The organism is Streptomyces sp. NPDC048659 (genome assembly GCF_040650575.1).
Taxonomy (GTDB): Bacteria; Actinomycetota; Actinomycetes; order Streptomycetales; family Streptomycetaceae; genus Streptomyces.
Window position 1 is genome coordinate 14,183 of sequence record NZ_JBEZHM010000031.1, and the last position, 25,469, is coordinate 39,651.

Consider the following 25,469-nt stretch of genomic DNA (forward strand, 5'->3'; position numbering starts at 1 on the left):
ACGGCGGGAGGGCGCACCTCCCCATGATCGATTTCCTCAACCGGAACATCTTCCAGCCCCACCCCGAGCTGCTGATCTTCATCACGGTCGCGCTCGGCTTCCTCTTCGGCAAGCTGCGCTACCGGGCCATCGCGCTCGGCGCGGTGACGGGCTGTCTGGTGGCGGGGCTGCTGCTCGGCGCCCAGTTCAAGATCACCATCGACGCCACGGTGAAGAACCTGTTCTTCACGCTGTTCCTCTTCGCGCTCGGCTACAAGGTCGGCCCGCAGTTCTTCCGCGGTCTGCGGAAGGACGGCATGCCGCAGGTGATCAACGCGGTCATCGTCTGCGTCACCGGTCTGCTGGTCTCCTGGGGCTTCGCCACGATGCTCGGCTACGGACCCGGGCTCTCGGCCGGTCTGCTCGGCGGCGCGCTCACCCAGTCGGCCGTCATCGGTGTCGCCCAGGACGCCATCGGCAACCTGCCGGGGCTTTCCGCCGGCCAGATGAAGACCGAGGAGAACCTGGTCGCGATCGGCTACGCGGTCACCTACCCGCTCGGCACGATCCTGTGCGCCATGCTGCTGGCCAACTTCCTGCCCCGGATCTACAAGCGGGACCTGGCCGTCGAGTCGGCCCAGCTGGCCAAGGAGATGGACGCCCCCGGGGACAATCCCGACCTGGCCGAGGGCTACTACGAGGTCGTGCTCCGCGCGTACGAGATCGGGCACTCCGCGCTGGTCGGGCGGACCATCGACGACTTCGAGCACCAGCAGAAGGAGCTCGGGCACCGGATCTACCTCACCCGGGTCCGGCGCGACGGGCAGATCCTCGACCACGACCAGCAGACCGTGCTGCGCACGGGCGACGTGGTCGCGGTCAGCGCCCTGCGCGGCTCGCTGATCGACTTCGACGCCCGCACCAACATCGGGCCCGAGACCGACGACGTCGAGCTGCTCGGCTACCAGACCGAGAGCCTGCACGTGGTCGCCTCGGAGAAGGCGCAGCTCGGCAAGACGGTCGCGGAGCTGCGGCGCGAGCCCTTCATGGTCGGGGTGTACATCGACAAGATCTACCGCTCGGGCGCGGAGTTCCCGTACCGGCTGTCCACCCAGCTGGAGCGCGGCGACACGGTGGTCCTGACCGGCCCGAAGCGGCTGGTCGACCCGGCGGGCGAGGCGATCGGCAAGCCGGTGCCCACCTCCTTCGCCACCGACATGCTCTGGGTCGGCCTCGGCGTCTTCCTCGGCGGCTGCGTCGGCATCCCGGCGCTGACCGTCTCCGGTGTGCCGATCTCGCTGTCCACCTCCGGCGGCGCGCTGATCATGGGTCTGGTCTTCGGCTGGATCCGCGGCAAGTACCCGACGTACGGCAACGTCCCGCCGGGCGCCCAGTGGTTCATGGACACCCTCGGCCTGTGCCTGTTCGTCGCGGTCGTCGGCATCAACGCCGGGCCCAGCTTCACGAGCGGGCTCTCCACGGCCGGCTGGGGGCTGCTGATCTGGGGCGCGGTGGCCACCCTGGTCCCGCTGATCGTGGGCTTCCTGGTGGGCCACTACATCCAGAAGATCCGCTTCCCGATCCTGATGGGCGTGCTGGCCGGCGGCCAGACCACGACCGCGGCCATCGGCGCGATCAACGAACAGTCCCGGTCGCAGATCCCCACGCTCGGCTACACGATCCCCTACGCGGTGGGCAACGTCCTGCTGACCATCTGGGGCGCCGTCATCGTCATCCTCAACCACTGAAGGGTTCACCGTGCCCAAGACCACGTTCACCCGCGAGGAGATCAAGTCCTTCGCACAGCTCTCGCCGTTCGAGCTGAAGGACAAGTTCATCAAGATCGCGCAGGCGGCGCAGGCCGACAAGCCCGGCCAGAAGGACAAGTCGCAGGCGCAGATGCTCAACGCGGGCCGCGGCAACCCGAACTGGGTCGCCACCGGCCCCCGCGAGGCGTTCTACGCGCTCGGCTACTTCTCGCTCGCCGAGTCCCGCCGGGTGTGGACCGCCGACAACCTGGGCGGGATGCCCGAGAAGGCCGGCGCCGGCGCCCGCTTCGACACCTTCGCGCGCCAGCACCCGGACCTGCCCGGCATCGAGCTCCTCCAGAACTGCGTCGAGTACGCCATCGAGCGCTTCGGCTTCGACAAGGACGCCTTCGTCCACGAGCTGACCGACAGCACCATCGGCGACAACTACCCGGTGCCGGACCGGATCCTCGCCCACACCGAGCAGATCGTCCGCGGCTACGTCGACGACGAGATGTTCGACAAGCGCCCGCCGGCCGGGAACGTCTCGTACTTCGCGACCGAGGGCGGCACCGCCGCCATGTGCTACATCTTCGACTCCCTGATGAAGAACGGGATCCTCAAGAAGGGCGACCGGATCGCCCTGATGGTGCCGGTCTTCACCCCGTACATCGAGATCCCCGAGCTCGACACGTACGAGTTCGACGTCGTCAACGTCAACGCGAGCCTGTTCGCGGAGACCGGCGTCCGCGAGTGGCGCTACCCGGCCGAGGAGGTCGAGAAGCTCGCCGACCCCTCGGTGAAGCTGGTCTGCGTGGTCAACCCGTCCAACCCGCCGTCGCTCGCGATGAGCCAGCGGGTGGCGGACCAGATCAAGGACATCGTCGCGACGAAGAACCCGAACCTGATGATCGTCACGGACGACGTGTACGGCACCTTCGTCGAGGGCTTCCGCTCGCTCGCCGCCGACCTGCCCCGCAACACCCTGCTCGTGTACTCGTACTCGAAGCACTACGGCTGCACCGGGCACCGGCTCGGCGTCATCGGGCTGCACGACGACAACGTCATCGACGAGATGATCGCGAACCTGCCGCAGTCCGAGAAGGACCGGCTGAACAAGCGGTACGGGACGCTGACCCTGGAGCCCGAGAAGATCCGCTTCATCGACCGGCTCGTCGCCGACTCCCGGCAGGTCGCGCTCAACCACACGGCGGGGCTCTCGCTGCCCCAGCAGGTGCAGATGTCGCTGTTCTCCCTCTTCGACATGCTGGAGGAGGGCCAGGCGTACAAGCACAAGATCCGGGCCATCGTGAAGCAGCGGCTCGACCTGCTCCTCGAAGGCGCCCAGATGAAGATCGCCGAGGATCCCAAGCGGGCCGGGTACTACATCGAGCTCGACCTCCTCGCGGAGGCGGAGCGGGTGCACGGCAAGGACTTCGCGGACTTCCTGGAGAAGAACTACGAGCCGGTGGACCCGCTGTTCCGGCTCGCCGAGCAGACCAGCGTGGTCCTCCTCAACGGCGGCGGCTTCGACGGCCCGGAGTGGTCGGTCCGGGTCTCGCTGGCCAACCTGGACGACCTGGACTACCTGAAGATCGGCCACCACCTGCGGGGGATCTTCAACGACTACGCGGAGGAGTGGAAGAGCGCGAAGGCGGGGTAGGCGGGCGGGGGTTCAGGGCGGGGGGCGGCCGGCCCTTCGCCCTTCGTCCACCGGCGGAGATATTTCTGTAGCGGGCGTTATGAAATCTGGTACGGTGAGTCCACCGCTGATTTCATAGCGTCCGCTCCGCCTTTCCGGGGCGCGGGCGCCGACCACGGGGGACCTGCCATGACCGCGACCGCACCGCCCGCGCCCACCCGCACCCTGCTCCTCGCCCACGGCTCCGGCGGCGGGGTCGACTCCCACTTCGGCCCGGTCCGCGCCGCGCTGGCCGCCGGGGGGCGCCGGGTCGTCGGCTTCGACCTGCCGGGATCCGGCGCCGCCCCGCGCGCCACCGCCCCGCTCGACCTGGACGCGCTCGCCGACGGGCTGGTCGCCGAGGCGGACGCGGCGGGGGCCGGGCGCTTCGCCGTAGCCGGGTACTCGCTGGGCACGACCGTCGCGGTACGGGCCGCCACCCGGCATCCGGAGCGGGTGACCGCGCTGGTGCTCACCGCCCCGTTCGCGCGGGCGGACCACGCGCTGCGGCAGGCTTCGTACCTGTGGCGGGACCTCGCCGGGAGCGGGCAGCACGAGCTGGTGGCGCGGCTGCTGGTGCCGCTCGTCTTCAGCCCGGCCATGCTCGACCCGATGAGCCCCGAGGTGGTCGAGGGGATCGTGCGGCTCACCGCCGAGTCGGTCCCGGACGGGACCCCGGACCACGCCGACCTGGTGATCCGGGCGGACATCCGGGAGGACCTGGCGCGGGTGCGGGTCCCCACCCTCGTCGTCTCGACCACCGGGGACCGGCTGGTCTCCCCCGCGCTGCACCGCGCGGTCGCCGCCGGTGTGCCCGGCGCCCGCCTGGCCGAACTGGCCACCGGCCACGCGCCCTTCGCGGAGAACCCGGCGGTGTGGGGGAAGCTCATCACCGGGTTCCTGGAGGAGGTGGAGGGCGGCTCCGCCGCCGGGTGAGGTGCGCGCCCCGGCAGGAGGTGGGGGTGGGATCCGGCCGGGACGCGCGGTGTGGGGGGTGTGGAGGTGCGGCGGCGGAGCGCGTGACGGCAACGCTAGCGGCCACGGACCCCCAACGGGCCGCGAAAGCAGCGAGGTTGGGGATTCTTAGGCTCCACTTAAGGAAGGCATCGGGGCGCCGAAAGGTTGGCGGGCGGCGGGGCGCCCATCAGACCTTCTGGCGCCTGCCCCGGCGGCCCGCGCCCGCCCCGGCGCGGCGGCCCCGGCGGCCCCCGCCGCCCGGGCGGCGGCCGTCGAGGCCGATCCAGATGCGCACCTCGGTGCCGCCGAGGACCGAGTGCCCGATGCGGACGTCACCGCCGGTGGACTCCGCCATGCGGCGCACGATGTCGAGCCCGAGTCCGGTGGAGCCGTCGCGGGCGCCGCTGTTGCCGCGGGCGAGGGCGGCGGCCGGGTCGGCGATGCCGGAGCCCGCGTCGGAGACCAGGATGATGACGGCGTCGTCGCCGTTGTGGACGTCCACCGAGAAGGCGGTGCCGACGGGGGTGTGCCGGAAGACGTTGCCGAGCAGGGCGTCGAGCGCGGCGACGAGTTCGGGCCGGGCGACCGGGATGCGCACGGGCGCGTCCACGCCGGCGACCCGGACCGTGCGGTCCTCGTCCTCGGCCAGCGCCGACCAGAAGTCCATCCGCTCCCGCACCACTTCGGAGGCGTCGCAGCCCGCCAGGGGCACGGTCGGCTGGGTCTGCGGCTTGGCCTCGCGGGCGGTGCGGATGATCGTGTCCACCTCGCGCTCCAACTGCTCGACGGCGGCCCGGGTCTGGTCGGCGGCGGGGCCGGAGCCCAGCGAGGCCGTGTTGAGCCGGAGCACGGTCAGCGGGGTGCGCAGCCGGTGGGAGAGGTCGGCGGCGAGCTCGCGTTCGTTGGCGAGGAGCTGGACGACCTGGTCGGCCATCGAGTTGAAGGCGGTGGCGGCGGACTTGAGCTCCGGCGGGCCCTCCTCGGGGACCCGGGCGCCCAGCCGGCCCTCGCCGAGTTCGTGGGCGGCGCGGGCGAGCCGCTGGGCGGGCTGGACCATGCGCACGCCGAGCCGGTCGGCGACCGCCACGGAGCCGACGATCAGGGCGGCCCCGACGGCGGCCAGGACCAGCCAGGCGGTGGCGACGCCGTTGGTGACCTCGCCCTCGGGGACGAAGAGTTCGACGATGGCGACCTGGTCGGGGCTGACCGCGGTCGGCTGGAGGAGCACCGAGCCGCCCGGCACCTCGGCGATGGTGGCCCGGCCGAGCCGCCGGGTGGTGGCCAGGTTCTGGTCGGTGGCGCGCCGGGTGCCGACCTCGACGCCCTCGGCGCCGGGCCGGTCCGGCGGCGGGGGCAGATGGACGGCCAGCCGGCCCTCGGCGCCGTCGTCGGTGGTGGCGACGGCCCGGTCGAGCTGCTCGCGGTCCGTGGTGATCGCGAGGACCGGGGCCAGACCGGCCGCCCGGCGCTCGGCGTTGGAGAAGGCCCGGTCCCTGGCCATCTCCTTGACGACCAGGCCGAGCGGCACGGCGAACGCGACGACGACCATGGCGGTGACGGCGAGCGACACCTTGACCAGCGCCCATCTCACGGCAGCGCCTCCAGGGGCGGTTCGAGCTTCACGCCCACCCCGCGCAGGGTGTGCAGATAGCGGGGCCGGGCGGCCGTTTCGCCCAACTTGCGTCGCAGCCATGACAAATGTACGTCGATGGTCTGGTCGTCCCCGTACGACTGCTGCCACACCTCGGCCAGCAGCTCCTTGCGCGGCACGACCACCCCGGGACGGCCGGCCAGGAAGGCCAGCAGGTCGAACTCCCGCCGGGTCAGGTCGAGCGGGGTGCCGTCGAGGGCCGCCTGGCGGCGCAGCGGGTCGATGGCGAGCCCGCCGACCCGGATCTCGCGCGGCGGCGGCACCTCGCCCGCCGAGGACCGGGCCCGGCGCAGCACGGCCGCCATCCGGGCGGACAGGTGCTCCACGGAGAAGGGCTTGGTCAGATAGTCGTCGGCGCCGTCGTTCAACAGCCGGACGATCTCCGCCTCGTCGTCGCGCGCGGTCGCGATGATCACCGGCACGTCGGTGATGCCGCGCAGCATCTTCAGCGCCTCGGACCCGTCCAGATCGGGCAGTCCGAGGTCGAGGATGACCACGTCGAAACGGAAATGGGCGACCTCGCGCAGCGCCTCCAGGGCCGTGCCGACGCTGCGCACCAGGTGCGACGCCTCGGTCAGATGCCGGATGAGGGCGGAGCGCACGAACTGGTCGTCCTCGACCACGAGCACACTTGCCATGGGGCGCACCGTACGCCATTCGGGGGATGGCAGTATGAGCCGGATGCGAAGAGGACTGGTTCACGCGCTGGCGTGGTCGCTCGCCACGGGCGGGGCCGTCACGCTCTCGTGGTGGGGCGTGCACACGGTGCTGGCGGGCACGGTCTACGACCCGCCGCGCGCCCTGCCGATCCCGGCCGGCATCGGCACGGCCACCGGCGGCTCCGAGCCGGTCACCTCCTCGACCAGCGCGTCCGGTTCCCCGAGCGCGCCGCCGGCCACTCCCCCGGCGACGACCCGCCCGCCGAGCTCCCCCGCGACGCACCCCACGCACCGCCCGAGCTCCCCGGCGACCGGGACCGGCGCCCCCGGCGGCACACAGGGCCCGGGCACGGCGCCGGACCAGGGCGGCAACGGCGGGGGCGGCGGCACGGGGAACGTGCAGAGCTACGGCACGGACGGCGGCCGGGCCGTCTTCGACCTCGGCCCCTCCTCGGCCGAACTGGTCAACGCGACCCCGGAGTCGGGCTGGCAGATGCAGGTGTGGAAGCAGGCGACCTGGATCCGGGTGACCTTCACCAAGGACAGCCGGGAGATCTCGGTGTTCTGCATGTGGCACGACACCGCGCCCCGCGTGGAGATCGACGAGCGCGCGGTCTGAGTCCCGTCGTCAGCGGAAGACGGCGGCCGGGGGGACCGGCGAGGGCTTCGCGCTGGCGTCGGTGACCGGTGCCGCGCCGCCGGTGAAGTCGGCGAGCGCCCGGCCGTGTTCGACCCGCCCGGCGTGCGGGTCGCCCGCGACCCGGCGGGTCAGCTCGGCCACCGGGAGCTCCCGGTCGGAGGCGAGCAGCACCGCGTTGCCGAAGCGGCGCCCGCGCAGCACGGTCGGGTCGGCGGTGAGGGCCAGTTCGGGGAAGACGGCGGCGGCGGTGGCGACCTGGCCGCGCAGATGGGCCAGCGGCGGGCCGTCGGCGAGGTTGGCCGCGTAGAAGCCGCCGGGCCGCAGCACCCGGCGCACCTCGGCGAGGAATTCGGTGCTGGTGAGGTGGGCGGGGGTGCGGGCCCCGCTGAACACGTCGGCGATGATCAGGTCCGCCCAGCCGTCCTGCACCTTCCCGAGCCCGGCGCGGGCGTCGGTGGAGCGGACCCGGATGCGGGCGGTGGTGTCCAGGGGCAGCTCCCGGCGGACGAGCTGCACGAGCGGGCCGTCGAGCTCCACGATCTGCTGGGTGGAGCGGGGCCGGGTGGCCGCGACGTACCGGGCGAGGGTGAAGGCGCCGCCGCCGAGGTGCACGGCCTGGATCGGGCGGTTCGGCGGGGCGGCGAGGTCGGCGATGTGGCCGAGACGCCGCTGGTACTCGAAGCCGAGGTGCGCGGGGTCGTCGAGATCGACGTGCGACTGCGGGGCGCCGTCGATGAGCAGCGTCCAGCCGCGGGGGCGCTCCCGGTCGGGTATGAGTTCGGCGAGCCCGCCGTCGACGGTCTCGACGACGGCGACGGCCGACGCCGTTCGCTCCCGCTGTCTGTTCCTTGCCACGTGCCCCATTATCGACGCAGCCGGCCGGGCGCCGCCCGACGAGCCGCGAGGGGGCCGCGAGGGGCCGGGGGAAGGCTCAGTGGCAGCCGTCCGCGGCCTCGATCAGGCGGGCCGCCTGGCCGAGGGCCTCGCGGAGCATCGCCGGGTCGGTCACCTCGCCGCTGTCGCCGGGGGGCAGCAGCCAGTCCGCGGGGCGGGGGGTGGCGCCGTCCGGGCCGGGCAGCTCCGGGAGCTCCGGCAGGCGCAGCCCGCGGCCCGCGGTCCTGGTACACGCGCTGCCCGGCATGTCCCAGCCGGCGGCGGTCCCGGGCGGGACCAGGAAGCCGAGCGTGTCGCAGGCCCCGTCGTGCAGCACCGGGCCGACGGCGGGGGCCCCGCCGCGCCGCAGGATGTCGACGGCCTCCAGGCCCTGCCGGGCGGGCACGGTGACCAGGTCGCAGGGTTCGGCCGGGGACGCGCTGGCGTCCGGGGTGGGCGCGTGCATCGCGCTGGACTGTGACGCGGTATCCGCCATGGGACCCCTCCTCACTCCAGTAGGAGACACGTATCCGCCTCTCCACATGGTTCAACGCCCGAGGGCGTCAACGGCTACGGCGGCGCGCCGCCGCAAAGGATGGCAGTTCATGGCAGATCGCAGGCGAGATATCCGATTTGTTTGCAAACTCCGCGTACGCGGCCGGTCACAGCCGGTACGTTCTTGCCCCGCCGGAACACCGGCAGCACCAGGAGAGGGCTCGGCCATGGCGTTGTCACGGGCAGTTCCCAATCTCGCCTTCCGCGGACTCCGCGGCCGGCACTCGCCGGCGGAGTTCGCCGCGTCGGTCCGCCGGGCCGCGCGGGAGATCGGCGAGCAGGTCGCATGTGACGCCCGCTACATCGGGCGCGTGGAGGCGGGCGAGATCCGCTGCCCCAACTACGCGTACGAGCGGGTCTTTCTGCACATGTTCCCCGGACTGAGCCTCGCGGACCTGGGCTTCTCGGCGCGGGAGGCCGTTCGCGGCCGGCGGCCGGCCGTCCCGGCCGGGGCACCGCCGCCCCTCGCCATCACCACCCGGAACGATGAGGAGAGCGACGTGCTGCGTCGCGCATTCATGACCGGCGGCACCGCCACCCTGGCGGCCGTCTCGCTGGGACTCGGCGGCCCCGCCGCCGCGATCCCCGCCCCCCGTGGCGCCCACCGCGTCGGCGACGCCGAGGTGCGCGCCGTCGAGGACGCCGTACGCCAGATCCGCCTGCTCGACGACCGGCACGGCGCCGACGGCCTCTACCAGCGCGCCACCCAGCCGCTCCGTACCGCCTACGCCCTGCTCGACGCGGGTGTCAGCGCCCGCCGCTCCACCGCCGACCGGCTGCACAACGGCGCCGGCGAGCTCGCCATCTCCGTCGGCTGGCTCGCCCACGACTCCGGCCGGCTCGACGAGGCCCGCTCCCACTACGCCGAGGCCCTCGCGACCGCCCGGGTCGCCGGGGACGCCGCCCTGGAGGCGCACGCCTTCTGCAACACCTCGTTCCTGGCCAGGGACGCGGGCCGGTACCGGGAGGCCGTCCGGGCCGCCCAGGCCGGGCTGCGGGCCGCGCAGCCGCTGGGCTCCGCCCGGCTGCTCACCCTGCTGACCCTGCGCGAGGCCGCGGCGTGGGCCGGGCTCGGCGACCGGGCCGCCTGCACCCAGGCCCTCGGCCGCGCCCACGACCTCTTCGGCCGCGGCCGAGGCGAGCAGGACCCCGAGTGGATGTCGTTCTTCGGCGAGCCCGAGCTGGAGGCCCTGGAGGCCCAGTGCTGGTCGATGCTGGGCGACTGGACCCGCGCCGCCCGGCACGCCCACCGGGCGACCGCGCTCCAGGACCCGCACTTCGCCCGCAACCTGGCCCTCTACCGGGCCCAGCTCGCCGGGAACCTCGCCCACGCGGGGCACCCCGACGAGGCCGCGGCCCAGATGCAGCGGGTGGTGGACTCCCTGGACGGCGTCGACTCCGCCCGCATCCGCACCCTGCTCGCCGAGACCCGCCGGGTCCTCGCCGCGTACTGACCGGCGTACGGGACGGCGCACTGACCGGCGTACGGGACGGGGCACGGACCCCGCGTACGGGGACCCGCGCACCGACCCCGCGTACGGTCCGGCTCGCCGCCCCGTCAGGGCCGTGCCGGGACTCCCGTCACGCCTGTTCCAGGTGCCCGGTGTCGTTCCAGCGCTCGACCGCGGGCGCGCCGTAGGCCCAGCCCAGGACCGACAGGCTGGTCGGGTCGAGGCGGATGCGGGAGGCGAAGGAGACGTCCTCCCCCATCCAGCGCGCGGCGATCGAGCGCAGGATGTGCCCGTGCGCGAAGACCAGCACGTCGCGGTCGGCCGAGCGGGCCCACTCCACGACCTGGTCGGCCCGCGCGGACAGCTCCGCGAGCGTCTCGCCGTCCGGGACGGCGTCGCGCCAGATGAACCAGCCCGGCCGGACGGCCTGGATCTCGGCCGGGGTCATCCCCTCGTAGGCGCCGTAGTCCCACTCCATCAGCGCGTCCCAGTTCTCCGCGCGCTCGCCGAAACCGGCGAGCTCGCAGGTCTCCCGCGCCCGCACCAGCGGGCTGGTGCGCACCTCGACGCCGTCGAGCCCGGCCCACGGGCCGCGGCTCAGGCGCGCGCCGAGCAGCTTCGCCCCGCGCCGGCCCTCGTCGAGCAGGGGGATGTCGGTCCTGCCGGTGTGCTTGCCGAGCAGCGACCATTCGGTCTGCCCGTGCCGGGCGAGCAGGATGCGCGGTGCCATGGGGTCTCTCCGGGTGGTTCGGAACGGATCGCTCTCCATCATCGCCCACATGAATTCCCGGTGGCTTCCGGGCAACCGCGTGCCGCTCCCCCGCGTCCTCACACGATCGGGGGACACGGGACCGGCGGGGCTGGGGGAATCGGATGCGCAGACCACGGTGGTGGGCGGAGCTCGCGCTGATCGGCGCGGTGTACGCGGCCTATTCCGGCGGGCGGCTGCTGGCCCGGGGCGACGTGGACACCGCGGTCGGCCACGGGCTGGCGCTGCTGCGGGCCGAGGAGGTCCTGGGGATCGACGTGGAGCGGGCGCTGAACCGCCTGTTCACCTCGGTGCCCGCGCTCGGCGTCCCGGCCGACTTCCTGTACGCCTCGCTGCACTACCTGGTCACCCCGGCGGTCCTGGTGTGGCTGTTCCGGCGGCGGCCCGCGCGCTACCGGGCGGCCCGGACCTGGCTGATGGTCTCGACGCTGCTCGGGCTCGTCGGCTTCACCCTGCTGCCGACCTGTCCGCCGCGGCTGCTCGACCCCGGGTACGGCTTCGTCGACACGATGGCGCGGTTCAGCGCGTACGGCTGGTGGGGCGCCGAGGCCAGCGCCCCGCGCGGGATGGGCGCGCTCACCAACCAGTACGCGGCGATGCCCAGCCTGCACGTGGGGTGGGCGCTGTGGTGCGGGGTGATGCTGTGGCGGTACGCCCCCGAGGCGCGCAGGACGCTGTGGCGCGCGGCCGGCGCCGGCTATCCGCTGCTGACCACGCTGGTGGTCATGGGCACGGCCAACCACTACCTCCTGGACGCGGTCGCCGGGGCGGCCGTGATGGGGGCGGGGCTGCTGCTCACCCCGTACGCGCTGCGGCTGGCCGACCGGGTCGCGGCGCGGCTGCCGGGGCGGGGTCCCGGCGGGGGCTCGGGCGGGGCGATCGGGGCCGAATCCGCCCGAAACTCCCCGGCTGTCAGTGGCGGATGGGAGACTTCCGCGGGTGAGCGCATCCCTCGACAGCGGTCCGCCCCGACCGCCTCAGACGACCGTCCGGCATCGGCTCGCTGAGCTGCGCGGACCGGCCTCCGTGCCGCGTCCGCTCGACGCGCGGGCGGTGGCCGCGCTGGCGGCCAACCCGGGCTGCCGGCGGCGCGCGCTGCTGGACGGCGCCGGGGTCGACAAGACGGCGCTGGCCGCGAAGCTGGGCTCCCCCTCGGGGTACGGCCAGTCGCAGTTCGCGATAGCGCGGGGCAACGCGTTCGAGGCGAAGGTGAAGGCCGACGGCGGGCGGGAGCTGCTGCGGCTGCTCGGTGTCGAGGAGCCCGCGGAGGTGGACCTGCCGGACCTCGCGGCGGCCGGGCCGCAGGGCCGGGCGGCCCGGACGGCGCTCGCGCTGCGGGAGGCCACCGGGGCGGGCCGCTGGGCGCTGCTCGACCACCCGATGCTGGCCGTGGAGGTGGCGGGGGCGCCCGTCTATCTGGAGCCGGACGTGGTGGTGGTCCACCCCGACGGGCGCTGGACGGTCGTGGAGATCAAGTCCTTCCCGATGATCGACGGCGCGGCCGATCCCGCGAAGGTGGGCGCCGCGGCCCGGCAGGCCGCGGTGTACGTGCTGGCGCTCGGCAGGGTCGCCGCCGTCACCGAGGACGCGACGGTGTCCCACTCGGTGCTGCTGGTGTGCCCCAAGGACTTCTCCAACCTGCCGACGGCGGCGGCGGTCGACGTGCGCAAGCAGCTGTCGGTGACCCGGCGTCAGGTGGAGCGGCTGACCCGGCTCGACGAGATCGTGGCGGCGCTGCCCGAGGACGTCTCCTTCGACGTGGCGGAGTGCTCGCCGGAGCGGCTGGCCGCCTCGGTGGAGGCGGTGCCGCACGCGTACGCGCCGGAGTGCCTGGCCGCCTGCGAGCTGGCCTTCCACTGCCGGGCGCGGGCGCGGGCCGCCGGTGTGGTGGAGGCGCTGGGCCGTTCGGTGCGCGGGGAGCTGGGCGGGCTGACGACGATCGGCGAGGTGCTGGCGGCGGCGCGGCGGGAGAGCGGGGAGGACGCGCAGGGCGCACAGGACGGGGAGAGCGGCGGGAGCGGCGACGATCCGGCGGTGGCGGCGCTGCGCCGGGCGCGGGAGCTGCGGGCGGAGGCGCTGGGATGCCGCTGATCGCCACGCTGGCCCGGATGGAGGCCGTCGAGTCGGGCCGGGCGCGCCCGCTGGCCACGGTCCGGCACCGGCATCTGTCGGCGCGCCCACTGGTCCTCGTACCGCTGACGACCTCCGGTGAGGCCGGGGCGCCGCTGGGGGCGCTGGTCGGCACCGATCCGGCGGAGCCTCGGCTGCTGGTCGTGCCGCAGCCGCGCGACCGGGACCTGCGCTTCACGTTCCTGGCGGAGCTGGCGGACGCGGTGCTGCCGTACGTCGACTCGTTCACCGGGGACGTGGAGGCGGTCGAGCGGTCCGAGACCGACCCGGAGACCGGCAGGAAGGCCAAGGTCGAGGTCGAGCTGTGCGCGGACGCCCCGCAGCTGATCGTGCCGGGCCGGGCGGCCGTGGAGTACGTGCGGCTGCTGGGGCGCTCGACGCGGTTCCGGCGGACCGCCGAGCAGGATCCGGAGACGCCGTTCCCGGCGCCGCCGCGGGTGCCGCTGCTGGGCCGCTGGCTGACGCACTACGGGGAGCGGGCGCGGGTGCCGGGCTCCTCGCTGCTGGTCGCGGCGACGGACCTGCTGAACCGGCACTGGGCGACGGGCCAGTCCTCGCTGGAGGACCAGCACCTGGGCGCGCTGCTGGCCTGGATCGACCCGCCGGAGGGCGCGTCGGGCGCGGAGGCGGCGCTGCGGGCGGAGCTGGAGCGGGACGAGCGGGGGCAGTTGTGGTGCCCGCCGGCGGGTCCCGCGACCGATCCGGCCTTCGACAACGGGCTGCTGGCGCCCGCGATCGAGCGCTACGACCGGGCCCGGCAGGCGATGGGCGCGGCCGAGGACGGTGGGGCGGCCGAGGACGGGCTGGCCGCGCTGAGCGGCGCCGAGCGGGAGATCCGGCGGCTGCTGGTCACCCAGCTGAAGCCGACCTGGGACGCGGTGTGGCGGGCCCTCGGGCTGCTGCGGGAGCTGCCGGAGGGCGCGCGGGTGGCCGAGCGCTGGACCCGGGACCGCTGGTCGTTCACGGGGCAGCGGGACCGGATCGCCGCGGGCGAGCCGCCGCAGCCGCGCCGGGACGACGCGGTGACGGCGGCGCGGAAGCTGGCGGCGCGCGAGCAGGCGCAGGCGCAGCTGGAGGCGCAGGAGGCGCTGGACGATCCGCTGGTGCTGGCGGGGCGGCGGCTGTCCGGCGAGGCGTTCGTGGGAGAGGTGGCGGAGGTGACGATGACGCGTACGGAGCGGGGGCGTCCGCGTCCGCTGCTGACCGTCCGCTCGGACGACGCGCCGCGCCTGGACGAGGGGGTGAAGGTGTTCCGCTCGCTCGACGGCAGGCCGCAGGCGGCGGAGTTCGTGGGGTGGGAGCCGGACGGGGCGCTGGTGCTGCGGATCACGGACCGGATGGGCCGGGCCAAGGAGCCGGCGGAGGGTTCGGTGCCGGAGAAGGGCGAGCGGATCGCCTGGACGCTGTTCGAGCACGAGGCGCGGGTGGGTGCGAAGCTGCCGGACCCGGAGGAGACCCCGTGGACGCACGGGGGGCCGCCGCGGGCGGACGCCGTGGAGCTGCCGGACGCGGTGACGCCGGAGGATGTGCTGTGAGCGCGGTCCGAGAGCTGTTCGATCCCTCGGCGCTGGCCGCGCGGGCGACCCGCGAGATCCTCGCCGACACGCTGGCCGGCTCCGCGCGCGGGGTGGTCGTGGACTCGCCGCCGGGCGCCGGGAAGTCGACGCTGGTGGTGCGCGCCGCGCTGGAACTGGCGGCGGCGGGGCGCCCGTTGATGGTGGTGGCGCAGACCAACGCGCAGGTGGACGACCTGGTGCTGCGGATCGCGGAGAAGGAGCCGGAGCTGGCGGTGGGCCGGCTGCACTCGAACGACGCGGATCCGTACGACCGGGCGCTGGACGGCCTGGAGCAGGTGCGGAAGTCGGCGAAGGCCGGGGACCTCGCGGGGCTTCCGGTGGTGGTGTCGACGGCGGCGAAGTGGGCGCACGTGAAGAACGTGGAGCCGTGGGCGCACGCGATCGTGGACGAGGCGTACCAGATGCGTTCGGACGCGCTGCTCGCCGTGGCGGGGCTGTTCGAGCGGGCGCTGTTCGTGGGCGACCCGGGGCAGTTGGACCCGTTCTCGGTGGTGGGCGCGGAGCAGTGGGCGGGGCTCTCGTACGATCCGTCGGCGAGCGCGGTGGCCACGCTGCTGGCGCACAATCCGGAGCTGCCGCAGCACCGGCTGCCGGTCTCGTGGCGGCTGCCGGCGTCGGCGGCGCCGCTGGTGTCGGACGCCTTCTATCCGTACACGCCGTTCCGCAGCGGCACGGGGCACGGGGACCGGCGGCTGTCGTTCGGGGTGGCCTCGGACGGTTCGGGTCCCGACCGGGTGCTGGACGAGGCGGCGGAGTCGGGCTGGGGCCTGCTGGAGCTGCCGGCCCGGCACACCCCGCGCACGGATCCGGAGGCGGTGCACGCGGTCGCCCTGGTGGTGCGGCGGCTGCTGGACCGGGGCGGGGCGGCGGTCTCGGAGCGCTCCGAGGCGCCCGCGCCGGTCACCGCGGACCGGATCGCCGTGGGGACCGCCCACCGGGACCAGGCGGCGGCGGTCCGGGCGGAGCTCGCCCGGCTCGGGGTGACGGGTGTGACGGTGGACACGGCCAACCGGCTCCAGGGCCGGGAGTACGACGTGACGGTGGTGCTGCACCCGCTGTCGGGCCGCCCGGACGCCACCGCCTTCCACCTGGAGACGGGCCGCCTGTGCGTGCTGGCCTCGCGGCACCGGCACGCCTGCGTGGTGGTGTGCCGCGCGGGCGTCGCCGAGCTGCTGGACGAGCACCCGTCGACGGAGCCGGTCCAGCTGGGGGTCACGGTGAAGTTCCCGGACGGCTGGGAGGCGAATCACGCGGTGCTGTCGCATCTGGCGGAGCACCGGGTGGGCTGGGCGCCGTGACGGGGGCGCCCCTGCCGCTCGGTCCTCCGGCCCGGCCCCCGGGCCCGGGGGCGCGTGGTGTGCGTCGGGCGCCGGTGGGTGCGCCCTGGGGCGCTCTTGCCCGGCGCGGGAGAATGGGTGGTGGCCCGGGCGTCCGGGCCGCGTGTGTGCGAGGAGGAGAACGATGGCGGAACCCGCGGAGCGGAGCGGTCAGCGACGGGTCAGGCCGGCCCCGCTGATCTTCGAGCCTGCCGAGGCGACCGCCGATCCGGAGCACTTCTTCGACCTGGAGTCGATCGAGGACCCCCGGGAGCTGCTCTCCCGGGCGACGGAGCTGACGCTGGCGTTCCGGGCGGCGGCGGACCGGGCGCTGGAGTTCCAGGCGATCGCGGCGGCGCAGCTCGCGGATCCGCGCCGGTTCGACCGGCTGACGCCGAAGGCCGTGGCGGAGCGGGCGGAGTGGACCGAGGACTACGCCCGGAAGATGATCGAGTTCGGCGAGAACCTGATCCGGGCGAGCGGCCAGGACCCGGAGGAGTGAGCCGCCGCCCCGGCCTCGGCAGGGGGCCGGACCGGGCGGGCCGACCGGGCCGGAGGGGGCCGGGACCGAGTGGATCCGGCCACGGGTCTGATTTTCTGGCATATGCCGGGGCGCACGATACTCCCCCGGACCCCGTCGTGTCCGGGTTTCCGGCAACCCGCTGAAACGAGACGGTCACGCCCGGTAGATCTTCCGGTATGACCACTTGGCTGCGCGAAGAGACGACCCCCTACGAGATCCTGCACGCCCTGCGTGACCTGGACGAGGGGCGGCACCAGGCCGCGCGGGTCACCGAGGCGGGGGCCGCCTGGCTCGCCTCCGCCGTCACCGGGCCGCGCTCGCTGCTGGACCGCTGGGACGCGCAGCCCACCGCCGCCCCGGTGCTGCCCTGCGGCACCGCCTTCGACGTGGTCAACGTGGAGCCGACGTTCGGCCGCCGGATGCTGGACCGGCTGTGGGCGGAGGGGCCCGGCTGCGGGCCGGTCGCCACCCACCGGGGCCGGATGCTGCTCTTCGCCGCCCCGGGCACCGCGCAGCGCTTACCGTCGCTGCTCGACTGGGAGGAGTGGGGCCAGGCGGTGCCCCGGCCGCTCTGCCACGGCACCGGCGACGCCGTGACCGTCCCCGCGCTGGCCCCCGGGGACGCCGGCGGCCCCCGCTGGCTGGTCGCCCCCGACACCCGCTCCCCGTGGCTGCCCGGTCCCGAGGTGCTGCTCTGGGCCTGCGTCCGGGCGGTCAGGGCCGCCTCCGCCGCCGACGTGCGGGTATCGATTTTTCCTTCGGTGGATCCGGGTGCTAATGTCTACGACGTCAGCAGGCGCCGCTAGCTCAGTTGGTTAGAGCAGCTGACTCTTAATCAGCGGGTCCGGGGTTCGAGTCCCTGGCGGCGCACCGACGGAAGAAGCCCCTCGCGGAAGCGGGGGGCTTCTTCGTGTGCGCGGAGCGGTCAGCGGGCCGCCTGCGGGCCCGTGACGCGGACGGTCCAGACACCCGCCGCGGTCCGGTCGGCGACCTCCACCCGTACGCCCGTGCCCGGCACGGTGAAGGACTCCCCCACGGCCAGCGGGGCGTCCGCGAGCGGCGGGTAGACCGAGCGGTCCCAGCACGCCTCGGTGTCCGGGTGGCCGTCGACGACCTCGACCGGCCCGTCGCCGGAGGCCGCGCCGTTGCGGACCCGGTAGACGAGGACGCCCTCGGTGCAGGTGTCGCGGTCGTTGCCGGTCGCCGCGCGGGCCTCGATCGCGAGGACGCTGTCCTCGCCGGTGCGGACGACGGCGAGCCGGGTCCCGACGGTGCCGCCGGCGGCCGGCGCGGCGGCGACCGGCTCCAGGCTCACCGTGTGGGTGCCGGGGCCGCGGACGCAGGTCACCTGGGAGCGGTCGAGCCAGCCCAGCTTCCACTTGTGCCAGGCGAGGAGGTCGGGGGCGAGGCCGAACTGGCTGCCCATGACGTCCCAGTCGCCCACATAGGTGTCCCAGTCGCCCTTGCCGTCCACCGGCCGGTGGTAGAGGTCCGGCAGGTCGAAGACGTGCCCGGTCTCGTGGGCGAGCACGTTGCGGTCCGGCGGGTGCCGCTCGAAGACCGTGACCACCCGCCTGATCTCGGTGCCGTCCGCCTCCAGCGGGTGCTCCAGGTTCACCACCTTGGTGGCGTCGGAGTCCACCCCGGGCGCGTCCGGGTCGGCGACCAGGTAGACCACGTCGTAGCGGGAGAAGTCGACGGAGGCGTCGGCCGCCTTCACCGCGTCGCGGAGATAGGCCGCGCGGTGCTCGGCGTCCCAGTCCCGCCGTATCGCGTACGCGGTGGACGCCCTCGGCATCCGGGTCCAGCCGGGCTGGGCGTGGGTGCGCAGGGTGAAGCGCCCGTAGGAGGCCCGCTCGAAGAACCGGGCCGTGCCGGGGAAGTGGTCGGCGGTCAGCTCGGCCGGGCTGGTCAGCGGCGTGGAGTCCGGGAAGGACAGGAAGATCATGACCGCGTCGAGGGTCCTGGTGGGCCGGGGGTAGGCCCGGTTCCAGGTGTCGAGGCCGAGCGAGTGGTGGGCGGCGGTACGGGGCAGGGCGCAGGGCCCGGCCGAGGGCGCGGCGACGGCGGGGCCCGCCACGAGGCCGGTCGTGGCGAGCGCCGCGAGGGAGGTGAAGGCCGCCGCCCCCGCGCGCAGGCGCGGACGCGGTGCTCCTCCGGACACTCCCGCGGGCACTCCCCCGGGTGGCTGCTGACCCCTCACGTGGACCTCCGGCTCCGGAATGCGCGACACCTCACCCACCTTGTGATGGTTTGCCAGGTTTCGCACCTTTCCGCTGCCCCGGTCGGGTGAGCGGGACCCGCCGGGTCGACGCGACACGGACGCGCGGCGGCTCACGGAAAGTCACATTCGGTCAGGGTGTCGTCGGCCCGTGTCAGACCCGCGCAGAAACGATCGGGCGAGGGCATCGGAGGGGCGGTTCCGGGCACCGCGCGGGCCCGCCGCCGGGCCCCGGAGCTGGAACGGCCCCCGGCCAGCCTCTATGATCGGCACACTTTCCCTGGCCGACCATTCCGACCACATCTGTACGGCCCGAACGCAGTACGGGAGCGAGCGGTGAGCGGAACCCCCGAAGAACCGGTGCACCCGTCGGCCGAGCCCGCGCTCACGGAGCGTCACCCGTCCGAACTCCGCGACCGCTCCGCCGCCTTCCGCGCGGCCCGGCTCGCGATGGCCCTGGTCGACCAGGACGGCACCGTGGTCGCCGCCAACGACTCGCTCGCCGCCCTCCTCGGCACCGAGCCCGCCGCCCTGCGCGAGCAGGCCGCCGCCGACCTCGTCGACCTCGCCTCCGACGGGCGCACCTGGCACGCGTACCGCGAGGTGCTGCGCGGCCGGCGCTCCCGCTTCCGCTGCACCCGCCGCCTCAAGCACCCCGACGGGCGCTCCCTGTGGGCCGAGGTCACGGTCGCCCCGCTGCCCGACAGCCCCAGGGTGCTGCTCTCGGTCGCCGACGTCAGCGAGCGCCGCGAGCTCCAGGCCCGGCTCCGCCACCTCCAGATGCACGACCCGGTCACCCGGCTGCCCAACCGCGCCCTCTTCTTCGAGCGCCTCACCACCGCGCTGGAGAGCGCCGCCCTCGACGTCGAGGAGGGCGACCCGCGCGAGCACCGGGACCCCTCGCGCCGGTCGTACCGGTCGTACCGGCATGGCGGAACAGGGCGGATCGGCATCTGCTACCTCGACCTGGACGGCTTCAAGGCCGTCAACGACACCCTCGGCCACCGGGTCGGCGACCGGCTGCTCGCCGCCGTCGCCGACCGGCTCACCGAGTGCGCCGACCAGTACGGCTACACCCGCGGCGGCGGGCACCTCGTCGCCCGGCTCGGCGGCGACGAGTTCGCCATCCTGGTGGAGGACTCCACCGGCACCGAGCAGCTCGCGGACCTCGCCCGGTCGGTGCTGGCCGCGCTCCAGCGCCCCTTCGACCTGGCCGGGCAGCGGCTCTCCGTCTCCGCCTCCATCGGCGTCGTCGAGCGGACCGCCCACGGCTCGACCGCCACCTGCCTGATGCAGGCCGCCGACACCACGCTGTACTGGGCCAAGGCCGACGGGAAGGGCCGCTGGACGCTCTTCGACCCCGAGCGCAACGCCCACCGGATGACCCGGCAGGCCCTCAGCTCCACGCTGCGCCCGGCCGTGGAGCGCGGCGAGTTCACGCTGGAGTACCAGCCGCTGGTGGACCTCTCCGACGGGGCGGTGCGCGGGGTCGAGGCGCTGGTGCGCTGGAACCACCCGCGGTTCGGCACGCTGGCGCCGAATCGGTTCGTCGGGATCGCCGAGGAGGACGGCTCCATCGTCGAGCTCGGGCGCTGGGTCCTGGAGACCGCCTGCCGCCAGGCCCGGCAGTGGCAGAAGGACCACCCGGGCGACCGGCCGATCTTCGTCAGCGTGAACGTGGCGGTGCGGCAGGTCTGGGACTCGGACCTGGTCGCCGACGTCGCCGGGATCCTCGCCGAGACCGGGCTCGCGCCCCATCTGCTCCAGCTGGAGCTCACCGAGTCCGCGGTGATGGGCTCGGCGGGCCGGCCGCTCCAGGCGCTCCAGGCGCTCAGCGACATGGGGGTGCGGATCGCCATCGACGACTTCGGCACCGGCTATTCGAACCTGGCCTATCTGAGCCGGCTGCCCGTCTCGGTGCTGAAGCTGGACGGCTCCTTCGTCCGCGGCTTCCAGGACGAGGCGCACGCCAACCCGGCGGACGAGCTGATCGTGGAGGCGCTGGTCCAGCTGGCCCACCGCCTCGGGCTCACGGTCACCGCCGAGTGCGTGGAGACCTCGGGGCAGGCCACCCGGCTGCGCCGGATCGGCTGCGACACCGGGCAGGGCTGGCTCTACTCGCGGCCGGTGGCCCCGGACCGTATCGCCGAGCTGATCGGGGTCGCGCCGCTGCCGGTGTGACCCCGCCGCCCGGTGTCCGGGCATGGAACTGCCCCCGGCCGGAGGGACATTCCGGGCGGGGGCAGTGGTTCATGAGGGGTGGTGACTCAGGCGGGCCCTAGCAGGCGCCCTGGTCCTTCCAGACGCCCCAGTCGCCGGTCGTGCCCGGCTCCTCGTTCTGCGTCCACCACTGGGCGAGCCACTTGCGGCCCTTGTGGGAGACGGTCGAGCCGCCGGTGTAGACGGTGCCGGCCACGTACGCCGGGGCGGTGCAGCCGGTCGGCGGCGTCGTCGGAGGCGTGGTGGGCGGGGTGGTCGGGGGCGTCGTCGGCGGGGTCGTGGGCGGGGTGGTCGGCGGCGTCGTGGGCGGCGTCGTCGGGGTGGTCGGCGAGGAGCCGACGGCCGTCACGATCTGGTTGAAGAGCGTGGCGTTCGCGTCGAGGCCGAGCAGCGAGTACATCATCGCGCCGGCGAGACCGCGCTGGTGGGCGTAGTCGGCACGGGCCTGGATGGTGCGCTGGTCGAGGCCGGTGAAGAACTCGCCGTCCTTGTAGAAGTACGCGGACTTGGCCTGGTCGTCCCAGAAGGTCGTGGCCGGGTTGTCGACGATGCCGCCGAGCTCCTTGTAGTGCGCGATGCCCGGCTGCTGGCTCAGCGGACGGGCGCCGGAGCCGCCGGTGGCGGGCTGGGCGAGGCCGTTGGTGGTGCCGGCGGGCACGCCCTTCCAGCCGCGGTAGTAGAACTCGTAGCCCAGGGTCAGCTTGTTGGCGGGGAAGCCGCCGGTGATGCCGTAGGCGGGCTTGCCGTCGATCCAGGAGTCGATGGCGTTGTCGATCGAGTACTTCTCGGTGCCCGGCTTGATCGCGTCGGTCGGGTCGTTCGTACCGGAGTACAGCGGGGACTGGTGGTACGTCGGCCCGTCGCCGTCCCAGGCGCCGTGCATGTCGTACGTCATGATGTTCGCGTAGTCGAGGTACGCGCCGATCTTGTCCGTCTCGATGTACTTGATCTTGTCCTGGCCGGCCGGCAGGGCGGCGGTCAGCAGGTACTTCTTGCCGCCGTTGGCGGTGCCGTACGCGTCGAGCTGCTTGCGGAACTCGGCGAGCAGGAGGGTGAAGTTCTGCTTGTCCTCGGGGGCGTAGTGGTTGCCGAGGTGGCCGCCGTCCGAGCCCGGGTACTCCCAGTCGATGTCGATGCCGTCGAAGATGCCGGCCGCGGTGCCGGGGCCGCCGAAGCCGCCCTCCACCGGGAGGTCGCCCTGGATGTACTGCTTGATGCAGGAGGCGACCAGCTTCTTGCGGCTCGCGTCGGTCTTGGCCGCGTCCGAGAAGTACTTGGAGTAGGTCCAGCCGCCCAGCGAGATGTTGATCTTCAGGTTGGGGTGCTTCGCCTTCAGTTCCTTGAACTGGTTGAAGACGCCCACGATCGGCTGGTCCCACTTGTCGGCCACGCCGTCGACGCTGTCCGCGGCCGAGAAGGACTTCTGGTAGTCCGCGTACGAGTCGCCCGCGCCGTCACCGGCGTTGGGGTTGTTGTCGTCGCCCGCGGCCTTGTTGGCCTGGAAACAGGTGAGGTCGGTCGGGTGGATGTTCCCGAACGAGTAGTTGATGATGTCCAGCTTGGCCGCGATGCCGCGGGTGTCCAGGTGCTTGGGGTAGAACGCGTTTCCGTACACGCTCCACTGGTCGTAGTAGGCGATCTTCACGCCGCCCGTCGACGGAGCGGAGGCGGCGCCTGCGGCGGCCTGTGCGGAACCGAGGCCGACGGTGGCGGCGAGGGCGCCGGCGGCGAGGGCGGAGCTGAGAAGTGCTGCGATCACTGTTCTGCGGGGGTGCACGTGCGGCCTCCGGGTGGGATGGCGGTACGGAAGTTGGAGCAGTGATATCCGGCGTATGAACAGCGCGTCAATGGTCTGAACCAGATTGAGGACTAGACCAATTGGCGCGTGAAAGCCCTCGTCAGCGACGTCCGGGAAGCCCGCAGCACAAAACGGAACCGCTCGCCACCACATGTGACGAGCGGTTTAAGGTTCACTTAGGGATCGACCGTCCGGTCGTTCGGAACGGAACCAACGGCCGTAAGGTCTCCAGGTTTTACTCTCCCGTCGACAGCTCCGGGAGCCCGTACGCGTCCGCGATCAGCTCGTAGCTGCGCACCCGCGCGTCCCCGCCGTGGGCGTTGGCGGTGATCATCAGCTCGTCCGCGCCGGTCCGCTTCCGCAGCCCGTCGAGCCCCTCGCGCACCTCGTCCGCCGTGCCGTGCACGACGTTCCCCAGCCAGGAGTCGACGAACTCCCGCTCGGGCGCGCTGAAGTCGTACGCCTCCGCCTCCTCCGGCGTCGGGATGAGCCCCGGCCGCCCGGTACGCAGCCGCAGCATCGACAGCGCCCCGGTCAGCACCTGCCGGCGGGCCTCCTTCGGGTCGTCGGCGGCGAGCGCGGCCACCCCGATCAGCGCGTACGGCGCGTCGAGCACCGCCGAGGGCCGGAAGGAGTCCCGGTAGAGGTCGAGCGCGGGGATGGTGTTGTGCGCCGAGAAGTGGTGGGCGAAGGCGAAGGGCAGCCCGAGCGCCCCGGCCAGCCGCGCGCTGAAGCCGGAGGAGCCCAGCAGCCAGACCGGCGGGCGCCCCTTCGGCCCCTGCACCGGCCCGGGTACGGCGTGGATGCGGGCGTACGGGTGCCCGTCCGGGAAGTCGTCGTCGAGGAACCGCACCAGCTCGCTGAGCTGCTGCGGGAAGTCATCCCCAAGCTCTCGGCTTCGCTCGAGCAGGGGAGACCCCAATGCGCCCTCGTTGAGCCGGTCGCTCCGCCGCAGCGCCGCCGCCGTGGCGCCGTCGGTGCCGGGCGCGCGGCCCAGCCCGAGGTCGACCCGGCCCGGGGCCAGCGCCTCCAGGGTGCCGAACTGCTCGGCGATCACCAGCGGGGCGTGGTTGGGCAGCATCACGCCGCCGGAGCCGAGCCGGATGCGGCGGGTGTGGGCGGCCAGGTGGGCCAGGATCACGGCGGGCGAGGAGGAGGCGACACCCGGCATCGAGTGGTGCTCGGCCACCCAGTGCCGGTGGTAGCCGCGCCGCTCCGCGAGCCGGCTGATCTCCACGCTGGTCGCCAGCGCCTGGCTCGCGGTGCGCCCGCTGCCGACGGTGACGAGATCCAGTACGGACAGCGGTACGGGCGCGGTGCCCCGCGCCTCTCCTCGAATCGCGTCGCTCACCGTGGGCGGCCTTTCTGCGCGGGGTCGTCTGTACGGGGAGGGACAACAGGAGGGTGTCTCCGGTTATTCCGGCCATGGCCGACTTCCGTCGTCCCGGGATCCCCTGTGACCTCGTACGCCCCTCGACACCCGCCCCGGACGCCCCCGGAGCGCTCTCGCGGGGCTCATCAGGGCCCCCACCGGGGCCCCGGTCCGAAAAAATCTTCATGTCCGGAACGGTCCGAACGCCCGTGCGGGAACCTTCCCGCACCGTCCTGACCTCAGTTTCTCCCCCAGGGCTGTGACTCTGGCATATGCCAGAGTGATGCGCCCCAGCGTATGGCGCCCAAGCACCGCATCAATCTCGCCAACAGCCGCCCCGTACCGGGCCCTTGGCGGCTATCGTGGTACGGAAGCTAGCGGTCACAACCTGGTAGGGGGAAACCGTGGCGCTGAAGCCCGAGCCCACCGCGCCGTTCCACTCGGTGCAATACGCGCTGCGCGTGCTGGAGACGGTCTCACGGCACGGCGGCGGCGTGTCGGACGTGCAGATCGCACGGGAGACCGGCCTGCCCGTCGCCCATCTGGCGTCCCTGCTCCTGATGCTCAGGCGCGAGGGATACGTGGAGCAGGTCTCCGACGGCGCCTACGTCATCGGCGACTCCCTGGTCCTCCTCGGCTCCGGCATGACCCGCCGCGAGGCCCTGGAGCTCAAGCTCCAGGAGACCCTGACCGAGCTGCGCGACTCGGTCGGCGCCGCCGTCTACATCAGCCGGTACATCGACGGCGAGGTGAAGATCACCCAGTTCGCCGACGGCCCGCGCACCCCGAAGGTCAACGAGTGGGTGGACTTCCGCTCCGCCGCCCACGCGAGCGCCGTCGGCAAGTGCCTGCTGACCCAGCTCGACCAGAACGGGCGCCGCGACCACCTCTCCCGGCACAAGATCGCCCGGCTGACCTCCCGGACGATCACCAACGAGAAGGTGCTGTTCTCCAAGCTGGACAGCCAGCCGCCGACCGTCCCGGTGCTCGACCTCCAGGAGTACGCGGTGGGCACGGTCTGCGCCGCCGTGCCGCTGACGGCGGGCTCGACCATGGGCTGCCTCGCGCTCTCACTGCCGATCGAGCACGCGCACCGGCTGCGCTCGGCGGCCGACACGCTGAACCGGCGGGCCGCGCCGGTGGTGCTGTCGCTGGCGATCTGACCGGCGCCCCGGCCGGCCGCCCGACGGGCTGCCCGGGGAGTGCTCCGGCCGTGGTCGGGAGCACCCCTCGGGACCAGGTAGTATTTTCTCTGTCAGCAAGCGCCGCTAGCTCAGTTGGTTAGAGCAGCTGACTCTTAATCAGCGGGTCCGGGGTTCGAGTCCCTGGCGGCGCACCGACAGAGAAAG

21 protein-coding genes and 2 tRNA genes are annotated in these 25,469 nt (G+C 73.6%); 15 read left to right on the plus strand and 8 right to left on the minus strand.

Features of this window, described 5'->3' with window-relative positions; all coding sequences use genetic code 11:
* The first annotated feature begins 23 nt into the window (after window positions 1-23).
* The 3 genes from aspT to AB0C99_RS22965 all read left to right on the plus strand — a co-directional run bounded on the left by aspT (window position 24) and on the right by AB0C99_RS22965 (window position 4,344).
* Window positions 24-1,727, plus strand: coding sequence for an aspartate-alanine antiporter (aspT, locus tag AB0C99_RS22955; RefSeq protein WP_362477950.1), 1,704 nt, complete (start codon window positions 24-26; stop codon window positions 1,725-1,727).
* A 10-nt stretch (window positions 1,728-1,737) separates the two neighbouring features.
* Window positions 1,738-3,390, plus strand: a complete 1,653-nt coding sequence (locus AB0C99_RS22960; protein ID WP_362477953.1) for a bifunctional aspartate transaminase/aspartate 4-decarboxylase — start codon at window positions 1,738-1,740, stop codon at window positions 3,388-3,390.
* A gap of 168 nt (window positions 3,391-3,558) precedes the next feature.
* On the plus strand, window positions 3,559-4,344 hold the full coding sequence (locus tag AB0C99_RS22965; RefSeq protein ID WP_362477955.1) for an alpha/beta fold hydrolase: 786 nt from the start codon (window positions 3,559-3,561) through the stop codon (window positions 4,342-4,344).
* Window positions 4,345-4,552: 208 nt separating this feature from the next.
* Here AB0C99_RS22965 and AB0C99_RS22970 read toward each other — a convergent pair whose 3' ends face one another.
* Both AB0C99_RS22970 and AB0C99_RS22975 read right to left on the minus strand, forming a co-directional pair.
* Window positions 4,553-5,956, minus strand: coding sequence for a HAMP domain-containing sensor histidine kinase (locus AB0C99_RS22970; protein WP_362477957.1), 1,404 nt, complete (start codon window positions 5,954-5,956; stop codon window positions 4,553-4,555).
* Complete coding sequence (locus AB0C99_RS22975) at window positions 5,953-6,654, minus strand: response regulator transcription factor (protein WP_362477960.1); 702 nt, start codon at window positions 6,652-6,654, stop codon at window positions 5,953-5,955. Before AB0C99_RS22975 ends, AB0C99_RS22970 begins: the two co-directional genes overlap by 4 nt.
* Window positions 6,655-6,688: 34 nt before the next feature.
* Here AB0C99_RS22975 and AB0C99_RS22980 point away from each other — a divergent pair, with 34 nt between their 5' ends.
* Window positions 6,689-7,294, plus strand: coding sequence for a hypothetical protein (locus AB0C99_RS22980; protein ID WP_362477963.1), 606 nt, complete (start codon window positions 6,689-6,691; stop codon window positions 7,292-7,294).
* A gap of 9 nt (window positions 7,295-7,303) precedes the next feature.
* Here the strand turns inward: AB0C99_RS22980 and AB0C99_RS22985 are convergent, their stop codons facing one another.
* Window positions 7,304-8,179: a fused MFS/spermidine synthase gene (locus AB0C99_RS22985; RefSeq protein WP_362477966.1), complete on the minus strand. Its 876-nt coding sequence runs from the start codon at window positions 8,177-8,179 to the stop codon at window positions 7,304-7,306.
* Window positions 8,180-8,246: 67 nt separating this feature from the next.
* Window positions 8,247-8,654, minus strand: a complete 408-nt coding sequence (locus AB0C99_RS22990) for a hypothetical protein (RefSeq protein ID WP_362478128.1) — start codon at window positions 8,652-8,654, stop codon at window positions 8,247-8,249.
* 256 nt (window positions 8,655-8,910) lie between these two features.
* On the opposite strand from AB0C99_RS22990, the gene AB0C99_RS22995 reads away from it, so the two are divergent.
* Window positions 8,911-10,197, plus strand: coding sequence for a tetratricopeptide repeat protein (locus AB0C99_RS22995; protein WP_362477969.1), 1,287 nt, complete (start codon window positions 8,911-8,913; stop codon window positions 10,195-10,197).
* A gap of 127 nt (window positions 10,198-10,324) precedes the next feature.
* Here the strand turns inward: AB0C99_RS22995 and AB0C99_RS23000 are convergent, their stop codons facing one another.
* The gene (locus tag AB0C99_RS23000; protein ID WP_362477972.1) at window positions 10,325-10,924 is read right to left on the minus strand and encodes a histidine phosphatase family protein; all 600 of its coding nucleotides are present in this window, start codon (window positions 10,922-10,924) and stop codon (window positions 10,325-10,327) included.
* A 143-nt stretch (window positions 10,925-11,067) separates the two neighbouring features.
* Between AB0C99_RS23000 and AB0C99_RS23005 the strand changes: the two genes are divergently transcribed.
* The 7 genes from AB0C99_RS23005 to AB0C99_RS23035 all read left to right on the plus strand — a co-directional run bounded on the left by AB0C99_RS23005 (window position 11,068) and on the right by AB0C99_RS23035 (window position 17,379).
* Window positions 11,068-11,970 (plus strand): phosphatase PAP2 family protein, encoded by a 903-nt coding sequence (locus AB0C99_RS23005; RefSeq protein WP_362477975.1) that lies wholly within the window; start codon window positions 11,068-11,070, stop codon window positions 11,968-11,970.
* Window positions 11,903-13,054, plus strand: a complete 1,152-nt coding sequence (locus AB0C99_RS23010; RefSeq protein WP_362477978.1) for a hypothetical protein — start codon at window positions 11,903-11,905, stop codon at window positions 13,052-13,054. Before AB0C99_RS23005 ends, AB0C99_RS23010 begins: the two co-directional genes overlap by 68 nt.
* Entirely contained in the window at window positions 13,045-14,628 is a 1,584-nt protein-coding gene (locus tag AB0C99_RS23015) for a hypothetical protein (protein WP_362477981.1), read from the plus strand. Before AB0C99_RS23010 ends, AB0C99_RS23015 begins: the two co-directional genes overlap by 10 nt.
* On the plus strand, window positions 14,625-15,968 hold the full coding sequence (locus tag AB0C99_RS23020; RefSeq protein ID WP_362477983.1) for an AAA domain-containing protein: 1,344 nt from the start codon (window positions 14,625-14,627) through the stop codon (window positions 15,966-15,968). The genes AB0C99_RS23015 and AB0C99_RS23020 overlap by 4 nt, the downstream gene beginning before the upstream one ends.
* A 163-nt stretch (window positions 15,969-16,131) precedes the next feature.
* Entirely contained in the window at window positions 16,132-16,488 is a 357-nt protein-coding gene (locus AB0C99_RS23025) for a hypothetical protein (protein ID WP_362477985.1), read from the plus strand.
* A 197-nt stretch (window positions 16,489-16,685) separates the two neighbouring features.
* Window positions 16,686-17,315 carry a bifunctional DNA primase/polymerase gene (locus tag AB0C99_RS23030; protein ID WP_362477987.1) on the plus strand — a complete coding sequence of 210 codons (630 nt, stop codon included), beginning with the start codon at window positions 16,686-16,688 and terminating at the stop codon, window positions 17,313-17,315.
* Window positions 17,306-17,379: transfer RNA gene (locus AB0C99_RS23035), tRNA-Lys, on the plus strand. Before AB0C99_RS23030 ends, AB0C99_RS23035 begins: the two co-directional genes overlap by 10 nt.
* A 55-nt stretch (window positions 17,380-17,434) precedes the next feature.
* On the opposite strand, the gene AB0C99_RS23040 is transcribed toward AB0C99_RS23035, so the two are convergent.
* Window positions 17,435-18,712, minus strand: a complete 1,278-nt coding sequence (locus tag AB0C99_RS23040; protein ID WP_362478131.1) for a M6 family metalloprotease domain-containing protein — start codon at window positions 18,710-18,712, stop codon at window positions 17,435-17,437.
* Window positions 18,713-19,090: 378 nt separating this feature from the next.
* Between AB0C99_RS23040 and AB0C99_RS23045 the strand changes: the two genes are divergently transcribed.
* Window positions 19,091-20,911: an EAL domain-containing protein gene (locus AB0C99_RS23045; RefSeq protein ID WP_362478133.1), complete on the plus strand. Its 1,821-nt coding sequence runs from the start codon at window positions 19,091-19,093 to the stop codon at window positions 20,909-20,911.
* A gap of 97 nt (window positions 20,912-21,008) precedes the next feature.
* On the opposite strand, the gene AB0C99_RS23050 is transcribed toward AB0C99_RS23045, so the two are convergent.
* Window positions 21,009-22,727, minus strand: coding sequence for a glycosyl hydrolase family 18 protein (locus AB0C99_RS23050; protein WP_362477990.1), 1,719 nt, complete (start codon window positions 22,725-22,727; stop codon window positions 21,009-21,011).
* Between the two features lie 256 nt (window positions 22,728-22,983).
* A complete protein-coding gene (locus AB0C99_RS23055) occupies window positions 22,984-24,099 on the minus strand; it encodes an LLM class flavin-dependent oxidoreductase (RefSeq protein WP_362477993.1) in 1,116 nt (371 codons plus the stop codon).
* Window positions 24,100-24,524: 425 nt separating this feature from the next.
* On the opposite strand from AB0C99_RS23055, the gene AB0C99_RS23060 reads away from it, so the two are divergent.
* Both AB0C99_RS23060 and AB0C99_RS23065 read left to right on the plus strand, forming a co-directional pair.
* Window positions 24,525-25,283 carry an IclR family transcriptional regulator C-terminal domain-containing protein gene (locus tag AB0C99_RS23060; protein ID WP_362477995.1) on the plus strand — a complete coding sequence of 253 codons (759 nt, stop codon included), beginning with the start codon at window positions 24,525-24,527 and terminating at the stop codon, window positions 25,281-25,283.
* 99 nt (window positions 25,284-25,382) lie between these two features.
* Window positions 25,383-25,456, plus strand: a tRNA-Lys gene (locus tag AB0C99_RS23065).
* The last annotated feature ends 13 nt before the right edge of the window (window positions 25,457-25,469 follow it).